This window comes from Pontimicrobium sp. IMCC45349 (assembly GCF_047219225.1).
Classification (GTDB): Bacteria; Bacteroidota; Bacteroidia; order Flavobacteriales; family Flavobacteriaceae; genus IMCC45349.
This window is the reverse complement of sequence record NZ_CP178208.1, coordinates 831470-849168: the sequence shown is the minus strand read 5'-3', so window position 1 is coordinate 849168 and position 17699 is coordinate 831470. Positions and strand designations below refer to the sequence as shown.

The window sequence follows — 17699 nt, the reverse complement described above, 5'->3', positions numbered from 1 at the left end:
AATACTACTATCATGAAATATATATTCAAATTAAATATTACTCTAGGATTTCTTTTATTGTTGACCGCTTGTGGTGAAGAGGAAAAGAAAGTAGAGAAGTTTGTTCGTCCTGTAAAATATCAAGAAGTAGGTTTTTTAGGAGGTGAAAAAATTAGAAGTTTTAGTGGGACTTCTCGAACCGATGAAATTATTAATTTAAGTTTTAGAAGTGGTGGTATTCTTACCCTGTTTGATATTAAGTTAGGGCAAAAAGTATCTAAGGGACAGCTTTTAGCAAAACTTGATAATGTACAATCTCGATTGAATTATGAAAATGCAGTATCGTCTTTAAATAGTGCAGCTTCTCAAATGAATACGGCTAAATCTAGTTTAGATCGTATTCGTTCATTATATGAAAAAGGAAGTACTTCTTTAAGTGATTATGAAGCAGCAAAGAATTCATATAGAACAGCCCAAGCAAGTCATGAATCTGCAAAACGAACTGTAGCAATTCAGCAAGATCAAATTAGTTATGGTTTTTTATATGCACCAAATAATGGGACTATTGCTTCAATTTCTACCGAAGTCAATGAGAATGTTTCAGCAGGTCAAGTTGTAGCAGTTCTTAACGTGAGTGGAGATATGGAGATTAGTTTAGGTTTACCAGAAAGTGTGATTAATTATGTGAAGCAAAATATGGAAGTAAATATTTCATTTTCTTCTATAGCTGATACTAATTTTAAAGGTATAGTTACTGAAGTAGCGCCAGCAGTAGATGTCAATACTGCAACTTATCCAGTACGTGTTACAGTATCAAATCCAACAGAAGCTATTAAAAGTGGTATGGCTGCCAATGTGATTTTTGATTTTGGTGATCATAAAAATGATAACTCAATTTTAGTAGTGCCAACACATGCTGTTGGAGAAGATAGTAACGGACGTTTTGTGTTTGTAGTAGAGGATGAGGGTGATATTAGTAAAGTTAAGAAGCAACAAATATCAATTGGAAATTTAACCGCAGAAGGTTTTGAAGTGAAGTCTGGGTTAACAGTAGGTCAAAAGATTGCAACTGCTGGATTACAGACTTTATTAGATGGACAAGAAGTAAAGCTTCAATAACTTAAAACACTATTTGCATGAATCTCGCACAATTTTCTATAGATAAGAATCGCATTACGTTTATGGTATTAATTACCATTATTGTAATGGGAATTGTAATGTACTTTGGGCTATCTAGAGATAGTATGCCTCCGTATACTGTTAGAGTTGCTACTGTAGTGTCTCAATTTCCAGGAGCAGGACCAGAACGAGTAGAACAACTGGTGACGGATAAAATTGAAAAAATAGCACAAGAATTACCAGAATTAAAAGAAGTTAATAGTACCTCGAGAACAGGATTATCGGTAGTGAGTGTATCCTTAAAAGATGAGGTGCCTCCCGAAAAAATGCAGGCTGTTTGGGATCGATTAAGACGTAAACTAAATATGATTCAAGGTTTACCTCAAGGAGTTAATCCATCTTTAAATGATGATGGTATTGGAGATGTGTATGGTATTGTTGTAGGCTTGACTTCCGATGGTTATAGCTATGCTGAAATGAAAGACTATGCCGATGATATTAAAGACGAATTGATAAAACTACCAGATGCAGCAAAGGTAGAACTTGGAGGAGTACAAGAAGAACGCGTATTTGTTGAGTTTGATAACACTCAACTGAAAGAGTATGGTTTATCTGCTTCAAAATTACAGCAAACTATTAGTGCAACAAATATTTTAAATTCTGGTGGACAGGTTAATCTTGGTGATGAACGTATTATTCTGGAACCAACAGGGAATTTTAATTCTATTGAGGATATTAAAAATATGTTGATTTCTGTTGGAAATAGTAATGGCACACAACTCGTTAAATTAGGAGATATTACCAATGTAGTAAAAGGGTACATCGATCCTCCAACTCAAAAAGTACGAATCAATGGTAAAGACGCTATATCTATTCATGTTAACTTAAAAGAGGATGCTAATGTTATAGCCTTAGGAGAAGAGGTAAACAAAGTGGTTGATCAATGGAAACAAATTTTACCTGTTGGTTTAGAACTTACAAGAGTATCTTCATTAGACACATATATTGATTTTAAGGTCAATGATTTTATCAATAATTTAATGCAGTCCATTGTTATTGTATTGTTGGTAATGCTTCTCTTTTTAGGGTTTAGAACAGGTTTTGTAATTGCTAGTTTAATTCCAATAGTAATGATCATGACGTTAATGATTATGGGACTCATTAAAATGGGATTAAATCAGGTAACCTTAGCAGCATTAATTATGGCACTAGGAATGCTTGTGGATAACGCTATTGTGGTAGCAGAAACCATTATGGTAAAACTCGAGCAAGGTGTTGAAAAGAAAAAAGCAGCTGTTGATGCTTTTTCTGAATTATGGATGCCTTTATTAATTTCAACCTTGACTACTTCAGCTGCATTTTTAGCATTCTATTTATCACCAACCACAATGGGTGATATTGTAGGGCCAATATTTGTAGTGATTACAATCGCCTTATTGTCATCTTGGATTATTGCCTTAACCGTAATTACCATGTTCTGCTATATGTTTCTTAAGGTGGAGCCAAAGGGGACAAAACAACCAACCCTAATTGATAAAGTCATTAATGGGTTGAAAGTTGGTTATAAAGATTTAATACTAATAGCTCTAAGAAATAAGTATAAAGTTATTGTTGGGATATTTATAGCATTTATTATTTCTATCTATGGATTTGGTTATATATCATTTGTCTTTTTCCCAGATAGTGATAGAAATATGGTTACCATTGATATCAATTTACCTGAAGGAAATAAAATAGAACGTACTACAGAAGTAGTACAGCAAATAGAGCAATATATGGCTGATTCATTACAGGTTAGCGATAAGCGTAACCTTGGAATTGTAGATTGGTCATCTTATATAGGTCAAGGACCAGAGTCTTATGATCTTGGATATTCTCCAGATGAGGCCAACAGTAATTATGCTCATATTTTAGTGAATACGACTTCTTTTAATGAAAATAAATCTATGATTAATCAATTGGATCGCTTTGCTTTTAATAGCTTTCCAAATGCTGATATAAAAGTAGGCGCTTTAGGTTCTGGAGGAAGTGGAACACCTATAGAAATTAAGGTGTCAGGTAAAGATCCAGATCAATTGTCTGCTATTTCAGAATCTATTAAGTTAAAATTGTCAAGTATTACTGGAACAAAAAATGTAAAAGATGATTGGGGACCAAAAAGTAAAAAATTCTTAATTGAGATTGATCAAAATAGAGCTCAGTCAGCAGGAATTACAAGTCAGGATATTGCAACATCATTACAAACAGTTTTAGATGGATTTCAAACAGGTGAGTATCGCGAAGAAGATAAGTCTATTCCAATATTAATGCGTAGTGATAATAATCAGCAGCAATCTTTAGCGTCATTAGAGACCTTAAATGTTTATTCTCAAAATAGTGGGCAAAGTGTGCCTTTATTACAGGTAGCTGATATTGTTCCTGAATGGCAATATGCAAAAATCAAGCGCTATGATTTACGTCGAACTATTAATGTAACAAGTGAGTTGCGAGACAATGGGAATGCATCCGCTATTACAGCAGAAATAACACCTTGGTTGAACGAGCAAATTAAAAACTGGCCATCTGGTTATCGCTATGAATTTGGTGGTGATGCAAAACAAACCTCTGAGAACATGGGGCCAATTATTAGTTATTTACCAATTTCTGGTTTTATTATTGTTCTTTTATTAATAATTCAGTTTAACTCTTTTAGAAAAATGGGAATGGTTGTGTTAACTATTCCGTTAGGAATTATTGGAGTGGTTATTGGATTGTTAGTTTTTGATGAAGCTTTTGGATTTATGCCATTTTTAGGAGTGATTTCATTAGCAGGAATTGTCATTAATAATGCTATCGTACTTATAGATCGTATGGAGATAGAACAGAACGATTTAGGAAGAAGCGAACAAGACGCTGTGATAGCAGCGTGTTTACAACGTTTTAGACCTATATTATTAGCAACTTTTACAACCGTTTTAGGCTTAATACCATTATATATATCTGGAGGTGAAATGTGGGAAGGAATGGCAATAAGTATTATGGTTGGATTATTATTTGGAACAATTATCACGTTACTATTCATTCCATCATTATATAGTGCTTTATTTAAAGTGAGTTACAAAGAATATGAGTTTAATGATAAACTATTAGAGGAATAAGATGCTTGCAAAGCTTTATAGCAATAGGTTTACGTTTTTTTTATGTAGTCAAATAGCAATACTATTTGGGTCTTTAATTTTTCCAATTGTTTTTTTTGAAGAGCAATTAATGCCAGTTTTATTTTTAGTTAATATCGCTGCAGGAATTTTATTAATGGCAAGACATAAATTTTTGTTTTGGATGTATATTATATTTTTTACTACATCTTTAATTATTCATGGGTTTGATATAGTTCAACGTAATTCGCTTGAAAATAACCTTGTGGTTAGGTTTGGTGTATACTTTTTGTTTTATGTAACTGTAGCAGTAAGTATTATTAAGCAAGTATGGAAAGCTAAAAGGGTCAATAAAAATGTGATTATTGGACTTATGAGTGGTTATATTTCTATAGGATTTATTGCATTTTTTATGTTTGCCTCAATAGAATTGTTTCAAGAAAATTCATTTCAAGGACTCCTTATTCAAGGATTACCTTTTGTAGAAAAATTAGACTCCTTACTCTATTATAGTTATATAACAATGTTAACTATAGGTTATGGCGATATTGTTCCTGTAACACCAATTGCTCAAAAGGCGGCAGTTTTAATAGGTCTTGTTGGGCAGTTTTATACTGTAATTGTCACAGCTGTAGTCGTAGAAAAATATATAAGACATTCTTCAAATGAATAAAAGAGAGTTTAATGCAAACAATTAATGATTTATTAAAAGTCTTAGTGCTTGATAAGGTTGAAGAAAATCAGTTTAAAGGCATAAGTAAAACCGTAGGAAGTCCAAATGTGTTTGGTGGCCAAGTATTGGCTCAAGCTATTAATGCGGCTTATAGAACTATTTTTAATGGACGTATTTTACATTCAATGCATTCTTACTTTTTAGAAGCTGGTGATTTAGAATTACCAATAACTTATAATGTCGCAATTATTAGGGATGGAGGTAGTTTTTCTACAAGACGAGTTACAGCGCATCAAAAAGGTAAAATCATTTTTATTTTAGCAGCTTCTTTTCAACGTATAGAGGATGGCTACAGTCATCAAATAGATGCAATAAAAAATATAAAGCCACCAGAAGAATTGGCTAGTTGGGATGATATGTTAGAGCAATTTGGTGAGTTTTTGCCTCGAAAATCCAAAGCTTTTTTAGAGATTCCTAGACCAGTAATGTTTAAGCCAGTTGATGTTCCTAATCCATTTGAACCAGAAAATATGGAGCCATATACAAATGTGTGGTTTAAATTAAAAGGAGAAAACAATAAAGTCGATTTAGCTACAAAACAACAAATACTTACTTATATATCTGATTATAATGTTTTAAGTGTGGCTTTACAAAGGCATGGAAGTAAAGCACATTGGGGAAATACTATTACAGCTAGTTTAGATCATTCCATGTGGTACTTTAGAGATTTTGATTTTAACGATTGGTTATTATACTCTTTAGATTCTCCAAGTGCTTCTAACGCACGAGGGTTTGCTAGAGGAAATATATATACAAGAAAAGGTGAATTAATAGCTTCGGTAGCTCAAGAAGGGTTAATGCGTCCAATAAAAAAGTAACTCACTAATTATATAAGTCGTTTCACATTTAAAATAAGCGGCTTCAATTTAAAACACCATTTAAAAATAGCTATGCTAATGTAAATTTGAATATGAAAAAAAACTAAAGCAGTTTTTAAAATCAAATTAAAACCATTAGTCATGAAAATTATTAATCAAACATTAAGTATAAGTTTATTGTTAGTTACCTTTTTAATTTCTGGTCAAGTATATGGTCAAAAAAGAGGAAATAATAATAACAGAAGTGTAAAATCTGAGAGAAGTATAGGTAATGATAGAGTTATTACTAATAATAAAGTAGGAACAACTCATAGATACAGAACACAACCTATAAGAAGAAACCCTCATTATAGATATCCAAAACATCGTAGAGTAATTAGAACGTTACCAAGACATCATGTAAGAATATTATATAGAGGATTACCATATTACTATTATTCAGGAGTTTATTATACAGTTTATGGAGATCAATATATTGTAGTAATGCCTCCAGTAGGATTTAGAATTGGAGTATTACCAGTAGGATATGTGAGAATTGTAGTTGGGCCATCAGTGTACTTTTATCATTCAGGAGTATATTATACAGAAACAGTAGTTGTAAATAAAGAAGAGGATTATAATTCAGAAGAGAAATATCAAGTAACATCGCCACCAGTAGGTGTTGAGGTAAGTGAATTACCTGAAGATGTTGAAGAAATTTCTATCGATGGAAAAGTATTATATGAATATAATGATGTATTTTACAAAAAAGTAGAAAGTTCATCTGGAGAAATCACTTACAAAGTAGTTTATAGTAAAACAGACAGTAACGAATAAAAAACACTATTAATCATGAAAAATTATTTAAAACTATTTTTAGTAGCTGCAATGTTGAGTTCTGGGATTAATGTAAAAGCCCAAAATGCTAAGGAAGCTATTCAAAACACAAAACAGATTGTTGAGGGTAAAAAGAACTTAGAACGTGATATTAAAGAATATGAGGCGTTTAAGAAAACACTTAGCTTATTGGAAACTGCAGTTTCAAACAATAATCAAGCTCTAGTTGATGAGTTAAAGGAAAGACTAATTAAAGACATGGTTAGAGAAGTTGAGCAAAGTGCAGTAAAGTCTAAACAAGCACAAAGAGAATTGGCTCAAAGTTCAGCCGAAGTACGCTCAGACAGAAGAGAGATTAATAGAAATCGTGAAGACTCTAAAAGAGGACGATATGATAGGCGTGATGATGAAAAAGATATGGCTAGAGATAAAGCTAATAAAAGAGATGACCAAAGAGATCGTCGTGACGATATTAGAGATTTACAAGCTCAAGTAGATAGAGCAAAACTGCAAAGTGCTTTATTAAAATCTTTTAAAAGCTATAGTTTTTCAATAGAGTATGAAACAAAAGAAGTTTTTAAAGCTAGAAAGCAATTAGTACGAAAAACATTAACAGAGTTTAGAGACTCATTAAAAGATGATATTGCTGCAACTAAACGTGAGTTAGCTGAAGATAATAGAGAACGAAGAGAAGACAGAAGAGAGCGTCAAGATGATAGAGAAGAGAGAAATGAAAAAGACGTTAAAAAGAAGCGAAGATGGTAATGTAACATTGTATATTTTTAAAACCCTTTATTTTAAATAAAGGGTTTTTTTATGTCTTTTAAGTAAACTTTTTAGAGCTTTTTGACACTTCATTTAAAATAATAGATACTTCACATTTAATAAAGTACGCTTCACCTACTTTACTCTAAATTATTCGCTTTTATGGTGCTAAATTTGAGTAAGAAAAGAAAGATAAACCTAAATAAGTGAGTTATGAATTCAATATTTAAAAATCAAGTAATTGTGGATTGGGCCAATATATATGAGTCTAAATCGGAAGAGAAGGATGAAGTTAAAATGCTTGTAAAGTCACTTTACGATTATAATGAAGAATCCATTTTATTCATCTAATTATTAACTAATAAAAAAAGAAATCATGAGAAAATTAAAAAATATAATAGGCGTATTAACTTTTGGAGTGTTAATGTTTAGTTGTTCATCAGTAGTAGAGGTTACAGACTCATGGAAAGATGTTAAAACAACATCATTAAAGGATAAAAATATTATGGTAATGAGTAAGACCGACAATGAGGTTGTTAGACAGCAATTTGAAATTGATATGGTTGAGAGCTTAAAAGAAAAAGATATCACATCGATTGAAAGTTATAAAATCTTTCCCATAATAAAACTTGATGAAGAGTTAACCAATGAGGAATTAGATAATGTAAAAAAGGAGTTGATAGAAAACAACATAGATGTAGTTATGCTTACAGTAATTAAAGATATTGAAGAGTATACTAAAACAACTACTACAGGTTCGTCTGGTTACTATGTGAGCTCATCTCCAGTGTATTATAGAAGAGGTTTTTATAGAGGTTTCTACAGGCATTATAACACTATTTATATAGATCACGAACCTACAAGTACTATAACAGAAAAAGGAAAGAAATATGTTCTAGAAACATTAGTGTATGATTTAACACTCCCTGAAGATAATCAGTTGTTATCTGTAGTTACTTCAGTACTGGATAATCCTCAAACATTAGGAACTACATCGCAAGATTTGTCTAAGAAAATTGTAAAAGAGTTAATAAGGTAATTGTTTGTTAAGGTAATAACTAAGTTAAGTTATTTCATAATTGATTAGTTTGATTTGATTGCTGCCGAAGTGTATATAATTTATGCTTCGGTGGCTTTTTTATATATAGAAACGGTTAGGTGTAACTAAGTAATTTACAATCTAAACTAACAAAGTAGTTTTAGTTAAATCATAAGTCATTTCAGTATTAAATAAAGACGTTTCACCTATAAAGTAACTATATAGCTTGTATATGCAGCGTATCTTTGAAGTGTAAATAAGAAACAATATATTTTTTTTCATATTTGATTAGTTTGATTTGGTAGCAGCCGAGGTGTTAAGATTCACTTCGGTTGCTTTTTTTATGAAAGATTTTTGCCAATATATAATGTTATTAAGACATATATAAGTTGAGTTTAGTTGCAAGTCACTTCAGTATTAAATAAAGACGTTTCACCTATAAAGTAACTATATGGCATGTAGATGCAGCGTATCTTTGAAGTGTAAATAAGAAACAATATATTTTTTTTCATATTTGATTAGTTTGATTTGGTTGTAGCCGAAGTGTTAAGATTCACTTCGGCTACTTTTTTTGTCAAAGAATCTATTTAGCATGAATTAATTTAGGTTTAAGTATAAAAAAAGTCGTTTCAGTAGTAGATAAAGACGTTTGAGTTTAAAAAGCAATTTTAAGCTTTTTAAAACAGCGTAAATTTGAATAGGTTGATTAATAGCGGAGCCAATCTAACTAAATTGAGGCGAATTATTAAGTTAGATTTGGTTAAAGACTCTCGGTTCGCTGAGAGTCTTTTTTATTAGACTTAGCTTGTAATGTTATTAGCGATAGTAATATTGAATAGCTAGGATGTTAATTAAGGTGTTTCGCTTTTTCAAAATAAAAAGGTTGGCTTAAGGATAAGTTAGTCGTGCAAATTTTAATCTTTTAAATAATAATATATGAAAGCAATAATTTTAACAGGAGCCGCAGGAGTGTTAGTAGGAGTAATAACATTAAATAAATTATCTATCAATCCAGGTTTTGAACCTTACGACTGCGAAGATGTTGTTGATATTGGACAAGCTTTTAATTATATGCATGAGAACTCAATTCAAGTGTTAGATGTCCAGGTTTTAGAGATAGACAAAGATTCTACAATGTATGCTAATAGTAGTTATAGTTTAAAGCTAGACTTTATCGAGCAAGTTTAATGATTATTATAAACTAAAATTGACTTAACTTTGTATAGACAGTATATATATAAGCTAAAACAAATCTTTTTCAACTTGGGATTTAAAAAAATAAAACAATCATTAATAGTAGGCATTGCACTTTTAGTGTCTTTCTTAATTAATCTACCCAGAGTTTTAGCACTATTTAATATTGTAGATGAGTTAGGAACCTCGTTTACGCATCCATCAGTTAAAGATATTATAGTAAGGTTTATATTCCTTTCGATGTTTTCTTGGATTGTACTGCAATACTATACCAACTGGAAATTCATCTTTTCTAAATTATCTAAGTATATAGTATCTGTAATTAATGTAGTTTTAAGTGTTGTTATTATATTGTATGGTGTAAAGGCTTTCATATATATATATCAATTTTATGTTGATACAATGCTAACAAATCAAGAAGTAAGCCTTTTGTATTTTGTTTACATTGTGGTACTAATTATTCTTGTGTTTATTTCAGGAATACTTAGGTATCAAGTTATACATCAAGAAGATTTAGTAGAAAAAGAATTACTTAAGCAACAAAGCTTAAAAAATGAGCTAGAAGCTTTAAAAAATCAAATCAATCCTCATTTCTTATTTAATTCATTAAACTCATTGAATTCATTAGTAAGAGGTAATAAGGAAGCTACAACTTTTGTAAATAAGTTGTCGTTTATGTATCGTTACATTTTACAAAGTGGAAGTGAAGATTTAGTAACACTTGAAGAAGAGCTTAAGTTTTTAGAAAGCTATATTTATTTAATAAAAACGCGCTATAGAAATCGTTTTGACATTCAAATAGATATTGATGACGAAGTGCTAAATGAAAAAATACCTTCACTGGCATTACAATTATTAGTTGAAAATGCGGTTAAACATAACGAAATTTCAGAATCAAATCCGTTATTGGTTAAAGTGTATTATGAAGATGGAAATTTGATAGTTGAAAATAAAATTAAACCAAGAAAGACATTTGTTGATAGTACTGGAAATGGTTTAGTAAATTTGAATAAGAGATATGTACTACTAAAGAAGCAAAATATTAGTATAAATAACGATAACAAAGTGTTTAGAGTAAAATTACCAACAATCTAGAAGAATATGAAAGTTGTAATAGTTGAAGACGAAATAGCTGCTAGCGAAAATTTAATTTATTTAATAAATAGCATTGATGCTAATATTGAAGTACTAACCGTTTTAGATTCAGTGAGTGCATCTGTAGAATATTTTTCAAAGCCTAATGAAGCCGAATTGGTTTTTATGGATATTCACCTAGCCGATGGAATTTCATTTGAAATTTTTGATCAAGTAACACTTAAAACTCCAGTTATTTTTACAACAGCTTATGATCAATACGCTATAAAAGCTTTTAAAGTAAATAGTATAGATTATTTATTAAAACCAATTAATGAAGAAGAGTTAGACGAGGCTGTAAATAAGTTTAAGCAAAGTACTAAAGAACAGCCAATAAATAGTCAAATAGAAGGTATGTTGCAATTGTTGCAAACAAAAAACAAGAGCTTTAAAACAACTTATTTAGTACATCATCGTGATGAGTTGTTGCCTATTAAGGTTAGTGATATTGCTTACTTTTATATTGAAACAGGAATTGTAAAAGGAATTACCTTCAACAACAAATCGTATGTTGTTGATAAAAAGCTTGAGGACATTGAAGGTGAGTTAAACCCAGAAATTTACTATAGAGTAAATAGACAATTTATTATTAATAGAAATGCAGTTGCAAATATTAAGTTTTACTTTAATGGAAAACTAATTATTAATACTAATCCACCATCATCAGAACGTATAGTTGTAAGTAAAGCTAAAGCCTCTGAAGTAAAAAAATGGATTAATTCTTAAAATAACCAACTAAAACAAACATAGATATGAATATTTTAAAATCTTTAGTGTTAACAGCTCTTTTAATAGGAAGTACAACAATCGCAACAGCTCAAACATTAACTCCTAAGCAACAAGAGAGAGAAAAGAATAAAGTTGAGGTGTTAACTATGGATGAGCGTAATGATATTCAAATATGGTTCAATCAAGAAATTAAAAAAATGAATCTTGATGAAGACAAGCAAGAAGCTTATGAAGCTTATTATTCTTTATATACTTCTAGAATGATGCGTTTAGATGATAAAGATAAAGGCTATACATATGATGAAATCATGGTTGAGTTAGATAAGCTTATTGATAAACTAAATAAAAGAATGAAAACCATTTTGTCAAAGAAAGAGTATAGTATGCACTTAGAAAATACTAATACACTTTTTAATTATATTAAATTAAAAATGGCCAAATTAAGCCAAGAGTAAACAAGGTTTAAAGTTCTTATTCTTTAGATAAAATTTTTCAGATTTACTTCAGGTTATTTCACCTGTAATTTTGGTTGCTTCACTTTGTTTTATAACTAAAAAAGTATGTGTTAAAGCTACTTTTGAAGTATAATTAAAACAAAGTAATCATGAAAACAATCAAATCACTTTTAGTAGTAACGTTAATGTTAACAGGTGTAACTATAAATTCTCAAACATTAACACCTCAACAACAGGAAAGAGAAAATAATAAGGTTGAAATATTAACCAACGAAGAGAAATGGGATATTCAAGTGTGGTTTTATCAAGAAATTCAAAAAATGAATTTAGATGAAGAAACACTAAATCAATACGAGTCTTATTTTTCAATGTATTCATCAAGAATGACTAGGCTAGATGATAAGGATAAAGATTATACTTATACAGAAGTTATTGAGAAATTAGATGAATTGGTAGTGCAACTTAATAATAAAATGAAAGAAATTTTACCTCAGGAATCATACAAAATTCATGAGGAAAATGTAACAGTTTTAATGAAATACATTAAGTTAAAAATGGAGAGAGAAGACTATTTAGTTAAAATTTAATTGGTATAGGTTTCCTCCTTCACCATGAGCTTTCTCATCAGCAATATAAAGCGTTTGTTTATCTTTAAAGCAAACGCTTTCTTTTTGAGAATCAAACCCTAAATCATGTTTAATAGCAACTCCAGAAAAGAAATTGTCAGCTTCAAAACCTGTAAATGACCAAATTGAGTTAGGTGTCAATAAAACTACAGTTTCACCATCATCACTAATATCTGCAGAGGTAATCCAACAACTCATATCTTCACAGGTGTTAAATTCTGCAATCAACTGCGCAATGTGAGTCCCTTTTTTTGCAGGAATTTTATATAAACTAGTTTTTCCAAAATCATGTTTCACTCTACTTTTTGTAAATAAATACAAGTTGTTTTTATGATAGAAAAAAGCTTCGCAATCAAAATATAGACCTTTCTTTTTAGGAGGGGATTTAGTTTGATTTTCATAGCTAAAACTGATGCGCTCTATATTAATTTTACCACTTTCGTTTAAAGAATCTTTGCTTACTTTTAAAATGGCTAAATTTTCTCGTTTACTATAATTGTTGCCAAAGTCGCCTATATAAATATTACCATCAGAATCAGAAGCTAAGTCTTCCCAATCATTGTTTTTAGCTTTTATTTTTAATTCTTTTCTAATCTTTCCATCTTCTGAAACACCATATATACGTGGCTTATTTCCACTATCATTAACCATCCATATTAGATCAGAGTTAGAAATAGTTGTAATACCAGAAACCTCATTTAATTCCGAAGGTAAATCACCAACAACTTTTAAGTTACTAGGATTGCAGCTAATGTTTAGAAGTATTAAAAAACTAAGAAGTGTTCTCAAGAAAATCAATTTAATTAATGCTAAATTTACGCAGTTATTTTGATATGAAACGATACGATGTAATAATTATTGGAGGAGGCGCTGCTGGATTTTTTGCAGCAATTAATATTGCTGAACAAAAACCAGATTTAAAAGTTGCTGTTTTAGAACGTGGAAAAGATGTTTTAACTAAGGTGAAAGTATCTGGAGGAGGACGCTGTAATGTTACTCATGCCGAATTTATACCACAAGATTTAGTGCGTAACTATCCCAGAGGTGAACGTGAATTATTAGGGCCTTTCCATACGTTTATGACTGGAGATACCATAGAGTGGTTTTCAAATAGAGGTGTGGAGTTGAAGATTGAAGATGATGGACGCATGTTTCCAATAACAAACTCTTCGCAAACCATTATAGACTGTTTTTTGCATGAAGCTAAAAAAAATGGTGTAGAAATTTTAAAAAATCATTCTGTAAGGCATGTAGAGCATCTAGAAAACCATTGGGAAATAAGTGCAAACGAAGAAGTTTTTGTTGCTAAAAAGTTAGTAGTTGCCTCAGGAAGTAATCCTAAAGTTTGGAAATTATTAAAGCACTTAGGACATTCTATAGTGCAGCCTGTACCATCATTATTTACATTTAATGTCAAGGATAAACGTATTAAAGATATTCCAGGAGTAGTGGCTAAAGATGTAGAAGTTAAAGTGGTGAACTCTAACTTAGAATCCGAAGGACCTTTGTTAGTTACACATGTTGGTTTTAGTGCGCCTGCAATTTTAAAACTATCTGCATTTGGAGCTTTAGAACTAGCTGAGCGTAATTATAAATTTGATATTGAGGTTAACTTTATAAAACAAGATAAAGACGATTGCTTAGAGGTTTTAAAAAATCAAAAACAAGCTTTAGCTAAGAAAACAGTATTTAATTCTCCTCAATTCGACTTGCCTAAGCGTTTATGGTATAAGTTAGTTGAAGCTTCACAAGTTAGTAGAGATGCGCGTTGGGCAGATATTAATAAACAACAATTAGAAAACTTATCAATACAACTTACCAGAGCCATATTTAATGTAGATGGAAAAAGTACGTTTAAAGAAGAATTTGTAACAGCTGGTGGTGTAAACTTAAAAGAAGTAAATTTTAAAACGTTTGAGAGTAAACTACATGAAAATTTATTTTTTGCAGGTGAAGTTTTAAATATTGATGCAGTAACTGGAGGATTTAATTTTCAAAATGCTTGGACAGGAGCTTATATAGTTGCTAAAACAATTACTAATTCATGAAAACTGAAATAAGACAAGAAGAACCAAAGGATTATAAAACAGTTTCAAAAATTATTGAGACTGCTTTTAAAGGTGATCCATATTGTGATAATAGAGAACATATTTTAGTTGAAAAGCTAAGATTAGCAAAAGGGTTTGTTCCTGAATTATCTTTAGTAGCAATGGTTAATGATGAATTGGTTGGTCATATACTCCTAACACAAATAAAAATCAAAAATGAATATGAAAGTATAACGTCTTTGGCTTTAGCTCCTGTGAGTGTAAAAGTAGAAATGCAAGGACAAGGCGTAGGTGGAAAATTAATAAATGCTGCACATAAAAAAGCAAAGGCTTTAGGATATAAACATATTGTTTTATTAGGTCACGAAAACTATTATCCAAGGTTTGGGTATGAACTAACTAGTAAATATAATATCAAATTACCATTTAATGCTCCCAAAGAAAACTGTATGGTTATTGCTTTAGAAGAGAATGCCTTAGATGGTGTAAATGGAATGGTAGAATATCCAAAAGAGTTTCTAGAATGAAATATATAGTGTTATTAAAAGGAATAAATGTAGGAGGTCATAAAAAAGTACCAATGGCAGAGTTTAGAACGTTGCTATCAAGTTTAGGATTTTCCAATGTCCAAACTTATATTCAAAGTGGTAACGTTATATTACAATCTGAAGAAGAAAATAAAGCGATTCTCGAAACTGCTATTCAAAAAGCTATTTTTACTCATTTTGGATTTGAAGTGTCTGTGTTGGTTCATAGACCAAAAGATTTACAACGTATTTTTAATGCTAGCCCTTTTTCAGAAGAAGAAAAAAAAGCAAGTTATTTTATGATGCTTCATCAAGTTCCATCACAAGAATTAATAGTAATTGCTTCAGAAAAGAAGTATGAAGATGAAACATATAAAATCATTGATGACTGTCTCTATTATTACAGTGCAAAGGGTTTTGGTAAATCGAAATTCAATGTCAATTTTTTTGAAAGAAAATTAAAAACATTTGCTACTGCTAGAAATTATAATACAATGGTAAAGTTGTTATCTTTGTCCACAGATTAATACCTATGACTGTACAAGAATTTATCCCAGAATCATATACAAATACTCTAACTAATGGTAGTGTTAAGTGGTCATCACCAAGTAATATTGCATTGGTTAAATATTGGGGAAAAAAAGAACATCAAATTCCAGCAAACCCTTCAATTAGTTTTACTTTAGATAATTGTAGAACTACTACTACTTTAAAGTTTGAAAAGAAAGCATCTAGCTCTGATTTTTCTTTTGATGTATTTCTAGAAGGTGAGCAAAAGGACGATTTTAAGCCAAAAATTGAAACGTTTTTTAAGCGAATAGAACAGTATCTTCCGTTTTTAAAAGAGTACCATTTTGTAATTGACACATCAAATTCATTTCCACACAGTTCTGGAATTGCATCATCTGCTTCTGGAATGAGTGCCTTGGCATTATGTTTAATGAGTGTAGAGCAACAATTATTGAATGTTTCTATGAGCGAAAGCTTTCATTTTTACAAGAAAGCATCTTTTTTAGCAAGACTAGGTTCAGGAAGTGCATGTAGAAGTTTAGAAGGTGATTTAATTGTTTGGGGAAGTCATCAAGAAATTGATGGAAGTTCTAATTTGTATGGTACAAAGTATCCTTTTGAAGTACATGACAATTTCAAAAATTATCAGGATACTATTTTACTAGTAGATAAAGGTGAAAAGCAAGTGAGCAGTACTGTTGGGCATAATTTAATGCACAACCATCCATATGCTGAAAACCGTTTTAATCAAGCTCATGACAACCTTTCTAAGTTAATTAGCGTATTTAAAGAAGGAGACTTAAAGTCATTTATAGATATTGTAGAAAGTGAAGCCTTAACTTTACATGCAATGATGATGACAAGTATGCCTTATTTTATTTTAATGAAACCTAATACGCTTGAGATAATCAATAGAATTTGGAAATTTAGACAAGATACAGGATTACATATAAGCTTTACATTAGATGCAGGAGCAAACGTACATATTCTTTATCCTGAAGCAGAAGCAGAACCAATTTTTGAATTCATTAAAACTGAGTTAGTTGCGTATTGCCAAAATGGTCACTATATTTGTGATAAGATTGGATTTGGTGCTAAACAATTACCAATTTAAAAATTTATGAAAGGACCTCTTTTTTACTCAAAAATATTACTCTTTGGAGAGTATGGTATTATCAAGGATTCCAAAGGGTTATCTATTCCTTATAGCTTTTATAATGGTGCCTTAAAAACAGATGAAAATCCTAGTGAGGAAGCCATTAAATCTAACAAAAGCTTAAAGCAATTGGCAGACCATTTAGAAACATTAAATCCAGAATTGGTAGTTTTTGATATTGATGCTTTAAAAGCTGATGTTGATGCAGGAATGTATTTTGATTCTTCAATTCCTCAAGGTTATGGAGTAGGAAGTAGTGGCGCATTAGTAGCTGCTATTTATGATAAATACGCAAAAGATAAGATTACAGTTCTAGAAAATTTAACTAGAGAAAAATTACTGGTTTTAAAATCTATTTTTGCCGAAATGGAATCTTTTTTTCATGGTAAATCTTCTGGTTTAGATCCATTAAATAGCTATTTAAGTATTCCTATTTTAATCAATTCTAAAGATAATATTGAGGCTACAGGAATTCCTTCTCAAAAAGCTGAAGGTAAAGGTGCTGTCTTTTTATTAGACTCTGGTATTATAGGTGAAACGGCTCCTATGGTTCGTATTTTTATGGAAAATATGAAGCAAGAAGGTTTCCGTAAAATGCTGAAAGACCAGTTTATAAAACATACTGATGCTTGTGTTGAAGATTTCTTAAAAGGTGATGTGAAATCTTTGTTTTCTAATACAAAGCAATTATCAAAAGTGGTATTAAATCATTTTAAACCTATGATTCCTCAACAATTTCATGAACTATGGAAAAAAGGCATCGAGACTAATGAGTATTACTTAAAACTTTGTGGCTCTGGCGGTGGAGGTTATATCTTAGGATTTACTGAAGATATTGATAAAGCAAAACATTCATTATCAGATTATAAATTAGAAGTCGTTTATAACTTCTAAAATCTAAACTATGTTTTCTTGTA

At 30.6% G+C, this 17699-nt stretch carries 19 protein-coding genes; 18 read left to right on the top strand and 1 reads right to left on the bottom strand.

The genetic code is table 11. The annotated features are described in order from the left end of the window. Positions 1 to 12 precede the first annotated feature (12 nt). From ACLII3_RS04020 to ACLII3_RS03960, 13 genes are all read left to right on the top strand, one after another. On the top strand, positions 13 to 1098 hold the full coding sequence (locus tag ACLII3_RS04020) for an efflux RND transporter periplasmic adaptor subunit (RefSeq protein ID WP_412986664.1): 1086 nt from the start codon (positions 13 to 15) through the stop codon (positions 1096 to 1098). A 17-nt stretch (positions 1099 to 1115) separates the two neighbouring features. Beyond that, positions 1116 to 4235, top strand: coding sequence for an efflux RND transporter permease subunit (locus tag ACLII3_RS04015; protein ID WP_412986662.1), 3120 nt, complete (start codon positions 1116 to 1118; stop codon positions 4233 to 4235). 1 nt (position 4236) lies between these two features. After that, positions 4237 to 4905: an ion channel gene (locus ACLII3_RS04010; protein WP_412986660.1), complete on the top strand. Its 669-nt coding sequence runs from the start codon at positions 4237 to 4239 to the stop codon at positions 4903 to 4905. 11 nt (positions 4906 to 4916) lie between these two features. After that, the gene (locus ACLII3_RS04005; RefSeq protein WP_412986659.1) at positions 4917 to 5783 is read left to right on the top strand and encodes an acyl-CoA thioesterase; all 867 of its coding nucleotides are present in this window, start codon (positions 4917 to 4919) and stop codon (positions 5781 to 5783) included. A 141-nt stretch (positions 5784 to 5924) separates the two neighbouring features. Then, positions 5925 to 6599 carry a DUF6515 family protein gene (locus ACLII3_RS04000; protein ID WP_412986657.1) on the top strand — a complete coding sequence of 225 codons (675 nt, stop codon included), beginning with the start codon at positions 5925 to 5927 and terminating at the stop codon, positions 6597 to 6599. Between the two features lie 15 nt (positions 6600 to 6614). Then, entirely contained in the window at positions 6615 to 7364 is a 750-nt protein-coding gene (locus tag ACLII3_RS03995; protein ID WP_412986655.1) for a hypothetical protein, read from the top strand. 213 nt (positions 7365 to 7577) lie between these two features. Further along, complete coding sequence (locus ACLII3_RS03990) at positions 7578 to 7715, top strand: hypothetical protein (RefSeq protein WP_412986654.1); 138 nt, start codon at positions 7578 to 7580, stop codon at positions 7713 to 7715. Between the two features lie 25 nt (positions 7716 to 7740). Next, complete coding sequence (locus ACLII3_RS03985) at positions 7741 to 8403, top strand: hypothetical protein (protein WP_412986653.1); 663 nt, start codon at positions 7741 to 7743, stop codon at positions 8401 to 8403. Positions 8404 to 9339: 936 nt separating this feature from the next. Continuing rightward, the gene (locus ACLII3_RS03980; protein ID WP_412986652.1) at positions 9340 to 9591 is read left to right on the top strand and encodes a hypothetical protein; all 252 of its coding nucleotides are present in this window, start codon (positions 9340 to 9342) and stop codon (positions 9589 to 9591) included. 75 nt (positions 9592 to 9666) lie between these two features. After that, positions 9667 to 10692: a sensor histidine kinase gene (locus ACLII3_RS03975; RefSeq protein WP_412986650.1), complete on the top strand. Its 1026-nt coding sequence runs from the start codon at positions 9667 to 9669 to the stop codon at positions 10690 to 10692. Positions 10693 to 10698: 6 nt separating this feature from the next. Next, positions 10699 to 11457 carry a LytR/AlgR family response regulator transcription factor gene (locus ACLII3_RS03970; protein ID WP_412986648.1) on the top strand — a complete coding sequence of 253 codons (759 nt, stop codon included), beginning with the start codon at positions 10699 to 10701 and terminating at the stop codon, positions 11455 to 11457. A 26-nt stretch (positions 11458 to 11483) separates the two neighbouring features. Then, positions 11484 to 11915: a hypothetical protein gene (locus tag ACLII3_RS03965; protein WP_412986646.1), complete on the top strand. Its 432-nt coding sequence runs from the start codon at positions 11484 to 11486 to the stop codon at positions 11913 to 11915. Positions 11916 to 12064: 149 nt separating this feature from the next. Then, positions 12065 to 12502, top strand: a complete 438-nt coding sequence (locus ACLII3_RS03960; protein WP_412986644.1) for a hypothetical protein — start codon at positions 12065 to 12067, stop codon at positions 12500 to 12502. Here the strand turns inward: ACLII3_RS03960 and ACLII3_RS03955 are convergent. Then, complete coding sequence (locus ACLII3_RS03955; protein ID WP_412986643.1) at positions 12488 to 13330, bottom strand: hypothetical protein; 843 nt, start codon at positions 13328 to 13330, stop codon at positions 12488 to 12490. The two genes, ACLII3_RS03960 and ACLII3_RS03955, sit on opposite strands and share 15 nt — an antisense overlap. Before the next feature lie 44 nt (positions 13331 to 13374). Here ACLII3_RS03955 and ACLII3_RS03950 point away from each other — a divergent pair, with 44 nt between their 5' ends. The 5 genes from ACLII3_RS03950 to ACLII3_RS03930 are packed head-to-tail and all read left to right on the top strand — an operon-like array spanning position 13375 to position 17676. After that, positions 13375 to 14589 (top strand): NAD(P)/FAD-dependent oxidoreductase, encoded by a 1215-nt coding sequence (locus ACLII3_RS03950; RefSeq protein WP_412987889.1) that lies wholly within the window; start codon positions 13375 to 13377, stop codon positions 14587 to 14589. After that, a complete protein-coding gene (locus tag ACLII3_RS03945) occupies positions 14586 to 15116 on the top strand; it encodes a GNAT family N-acetyltransferase (RefSeq protein WP_412986642.1) in 531 nt (176 codons plus the stop codon). Before ACLII3_RS03950 ends, ACLII3_RS03945 begins: the two co-directional genes overlap by 4 nt. Then, a complete protein-coding gene (locus ACLII3_RS03940) occupies positions 15113 to 15643 on the top strand; it encodes a DUF1697 domain-containing protein (RefSeq protein WP_412986641.1) in 531 nt (176 codons plus the stop codon). Before ACLII3_RS03945 ends, ACLII3_RS03940 begins: the two co-directional genes overlap by 4 nt. Positions 15644 to 15648: 5 nt before the next feature. Next, the gene (locus tag ACLII3_RS03935; protein WP_412986639.1) at positions 15649 to 16740 is read left to right on the top strand and encodes a diphosphomevalonate/mevalonate 3,5-bisphosphate decarboxylase family protein; all 1092 of its coding nucleotides are present in this window, start codon (positions 15649 to 15651) and stop codon (positions 16738 to 16740) included. Between the two features lie 6 nt (positions 16741 to 16746). After that, positions 16747 to 17676 carry a mevalonate kinase gene (locus ACLII3_RS03930; RefSeq protein WP_412986638.1) on the top strand — a complete coding sequence of 310 codons (930 nt, stop codon included), beginning with the start codon at positions 16747 to 16749 and terminating at the stop codon, positions 17674 to 17676. The last annotated feature ends 23 nt before the right edge of the window (positions 17677 to 17699 follow it).

Bases quoted from the DNA above. Each gene is read 5' to 3' on its own strand.
- ACLII3_RS04020 (WP_412986664.1), top strand. From the start codon at position 13: ATGAAATATATATTCAAATTAAATATTACTCTAGGATTTCTTTTATTG.
- ACLII3_RS04015 (WP_412986662.1), top strand. From the start codon at position 1,116: ATGAATCTCGCACAATTTTCTATAGATAAGAATCGCATTACGTTTATG.
- ACLII3_RS04010 (WP_412986660.1), top strand. From the start codon at position 4,237: ATGCTTGCAAAGCTTTATAGCAATAGGTTTACGTTTTTTTTATGTAGT.
- ACLII3_RS04005 (WP_412986659.1), top strand. From the start codon at position 4,917: ATGCAAACAATTAATGATTTATTAAAAGTCTTAGTGCTTGATAAGGTT.
- ACLII3_RS04000 (WP_412986657.1), top strand. From the start codon at position 5,925: ATGAAAATTATTAATCAAACATTAAGTATAAGTTTATTGTTAGTTACC.
- ACLII3_RS03995 (WP_412986655.1), top strand. From the start codon at position 6,615: ATGAAAAATTATTTAAAACTATTTTTAGTAGCTGCAATGTTGAGTTCT.
- ACLII3_RS03990 (WP_412986654.1), top strand. From the start codon at position 7,578: ATGAATTCAATATTTAAAAATCAAGTAATTGTGGATTGGGCCAATATA.
- ACLII3_RS03985 (WP_412986653.1), top strand. From the start codon at position 7,741: ATGAGAAAATTAAAAAATATAATAGGCGTATTAACTTTTGGAGTGTTA.
- ACLII3_RS03980 (WP_412986652.1), top strand. From the start codon at position 9,340: ATGAAAGCAATAATTTTAACAGGAGCCGCAGGAGTGTTAGTAGGAGTA.
- ACLII3_RS03970 (WP_412986648.1), top strand. From the start codon at position 10,699: ATGAAAGTTGTAATAGTTGAAGACGAAATAGCTGCTAGCGAAAATTTA.
- ACLII3_RS03965 (WP_412986646.1), top strand. From the start codon at position 11,484: ATGAATATTTTAAAATCTTTAGTGTTAACAGCTCTTTTAATAGGAAGT.
- ACLII3_RS03960 (WP_412986644.1), top strand. From the start codon at position 12,065: ATGAAAACAATCAAATCACTTTTAGTAGTAACGTTAATGTTAACAGGT.
- ACLII3_RS03950 (WP_412987889.1), top strand. From the start codon at position 13,375: ATGAAACGATACGATGTAATAATTATTGGAGGAGGCGCTGCTGGATTT.
- ACLII3_RS03945 (WP_412986642.1), top strand. From the start codon at position 14,586: ATGAAAACTGAAATAAGACAAGAAGAACCAAAGGATTATAAAACAGTT.
- ACLII3_RS03940 (WP_412986641.1), top strand. From the start codon at position 15,113: ATGAAATATATAGTGTTATTAAAAGGAATAAATGTAGGAGGTCATAAA.
- ACLII3_RS03935 (WP_412986639.1), top strand. From the start codon at position 15,649: ATGACTGTACAAGAATTTATCCCAGAATCATATACAAATACTCTAACT.
- ACLII3_RS03930 (WP_412986638.1), top strand. From the start codon at position 16,747: ATGAAAGGACCTCTTTTTTACTCAAAAATATTACTCTTTGGAGAGTAT.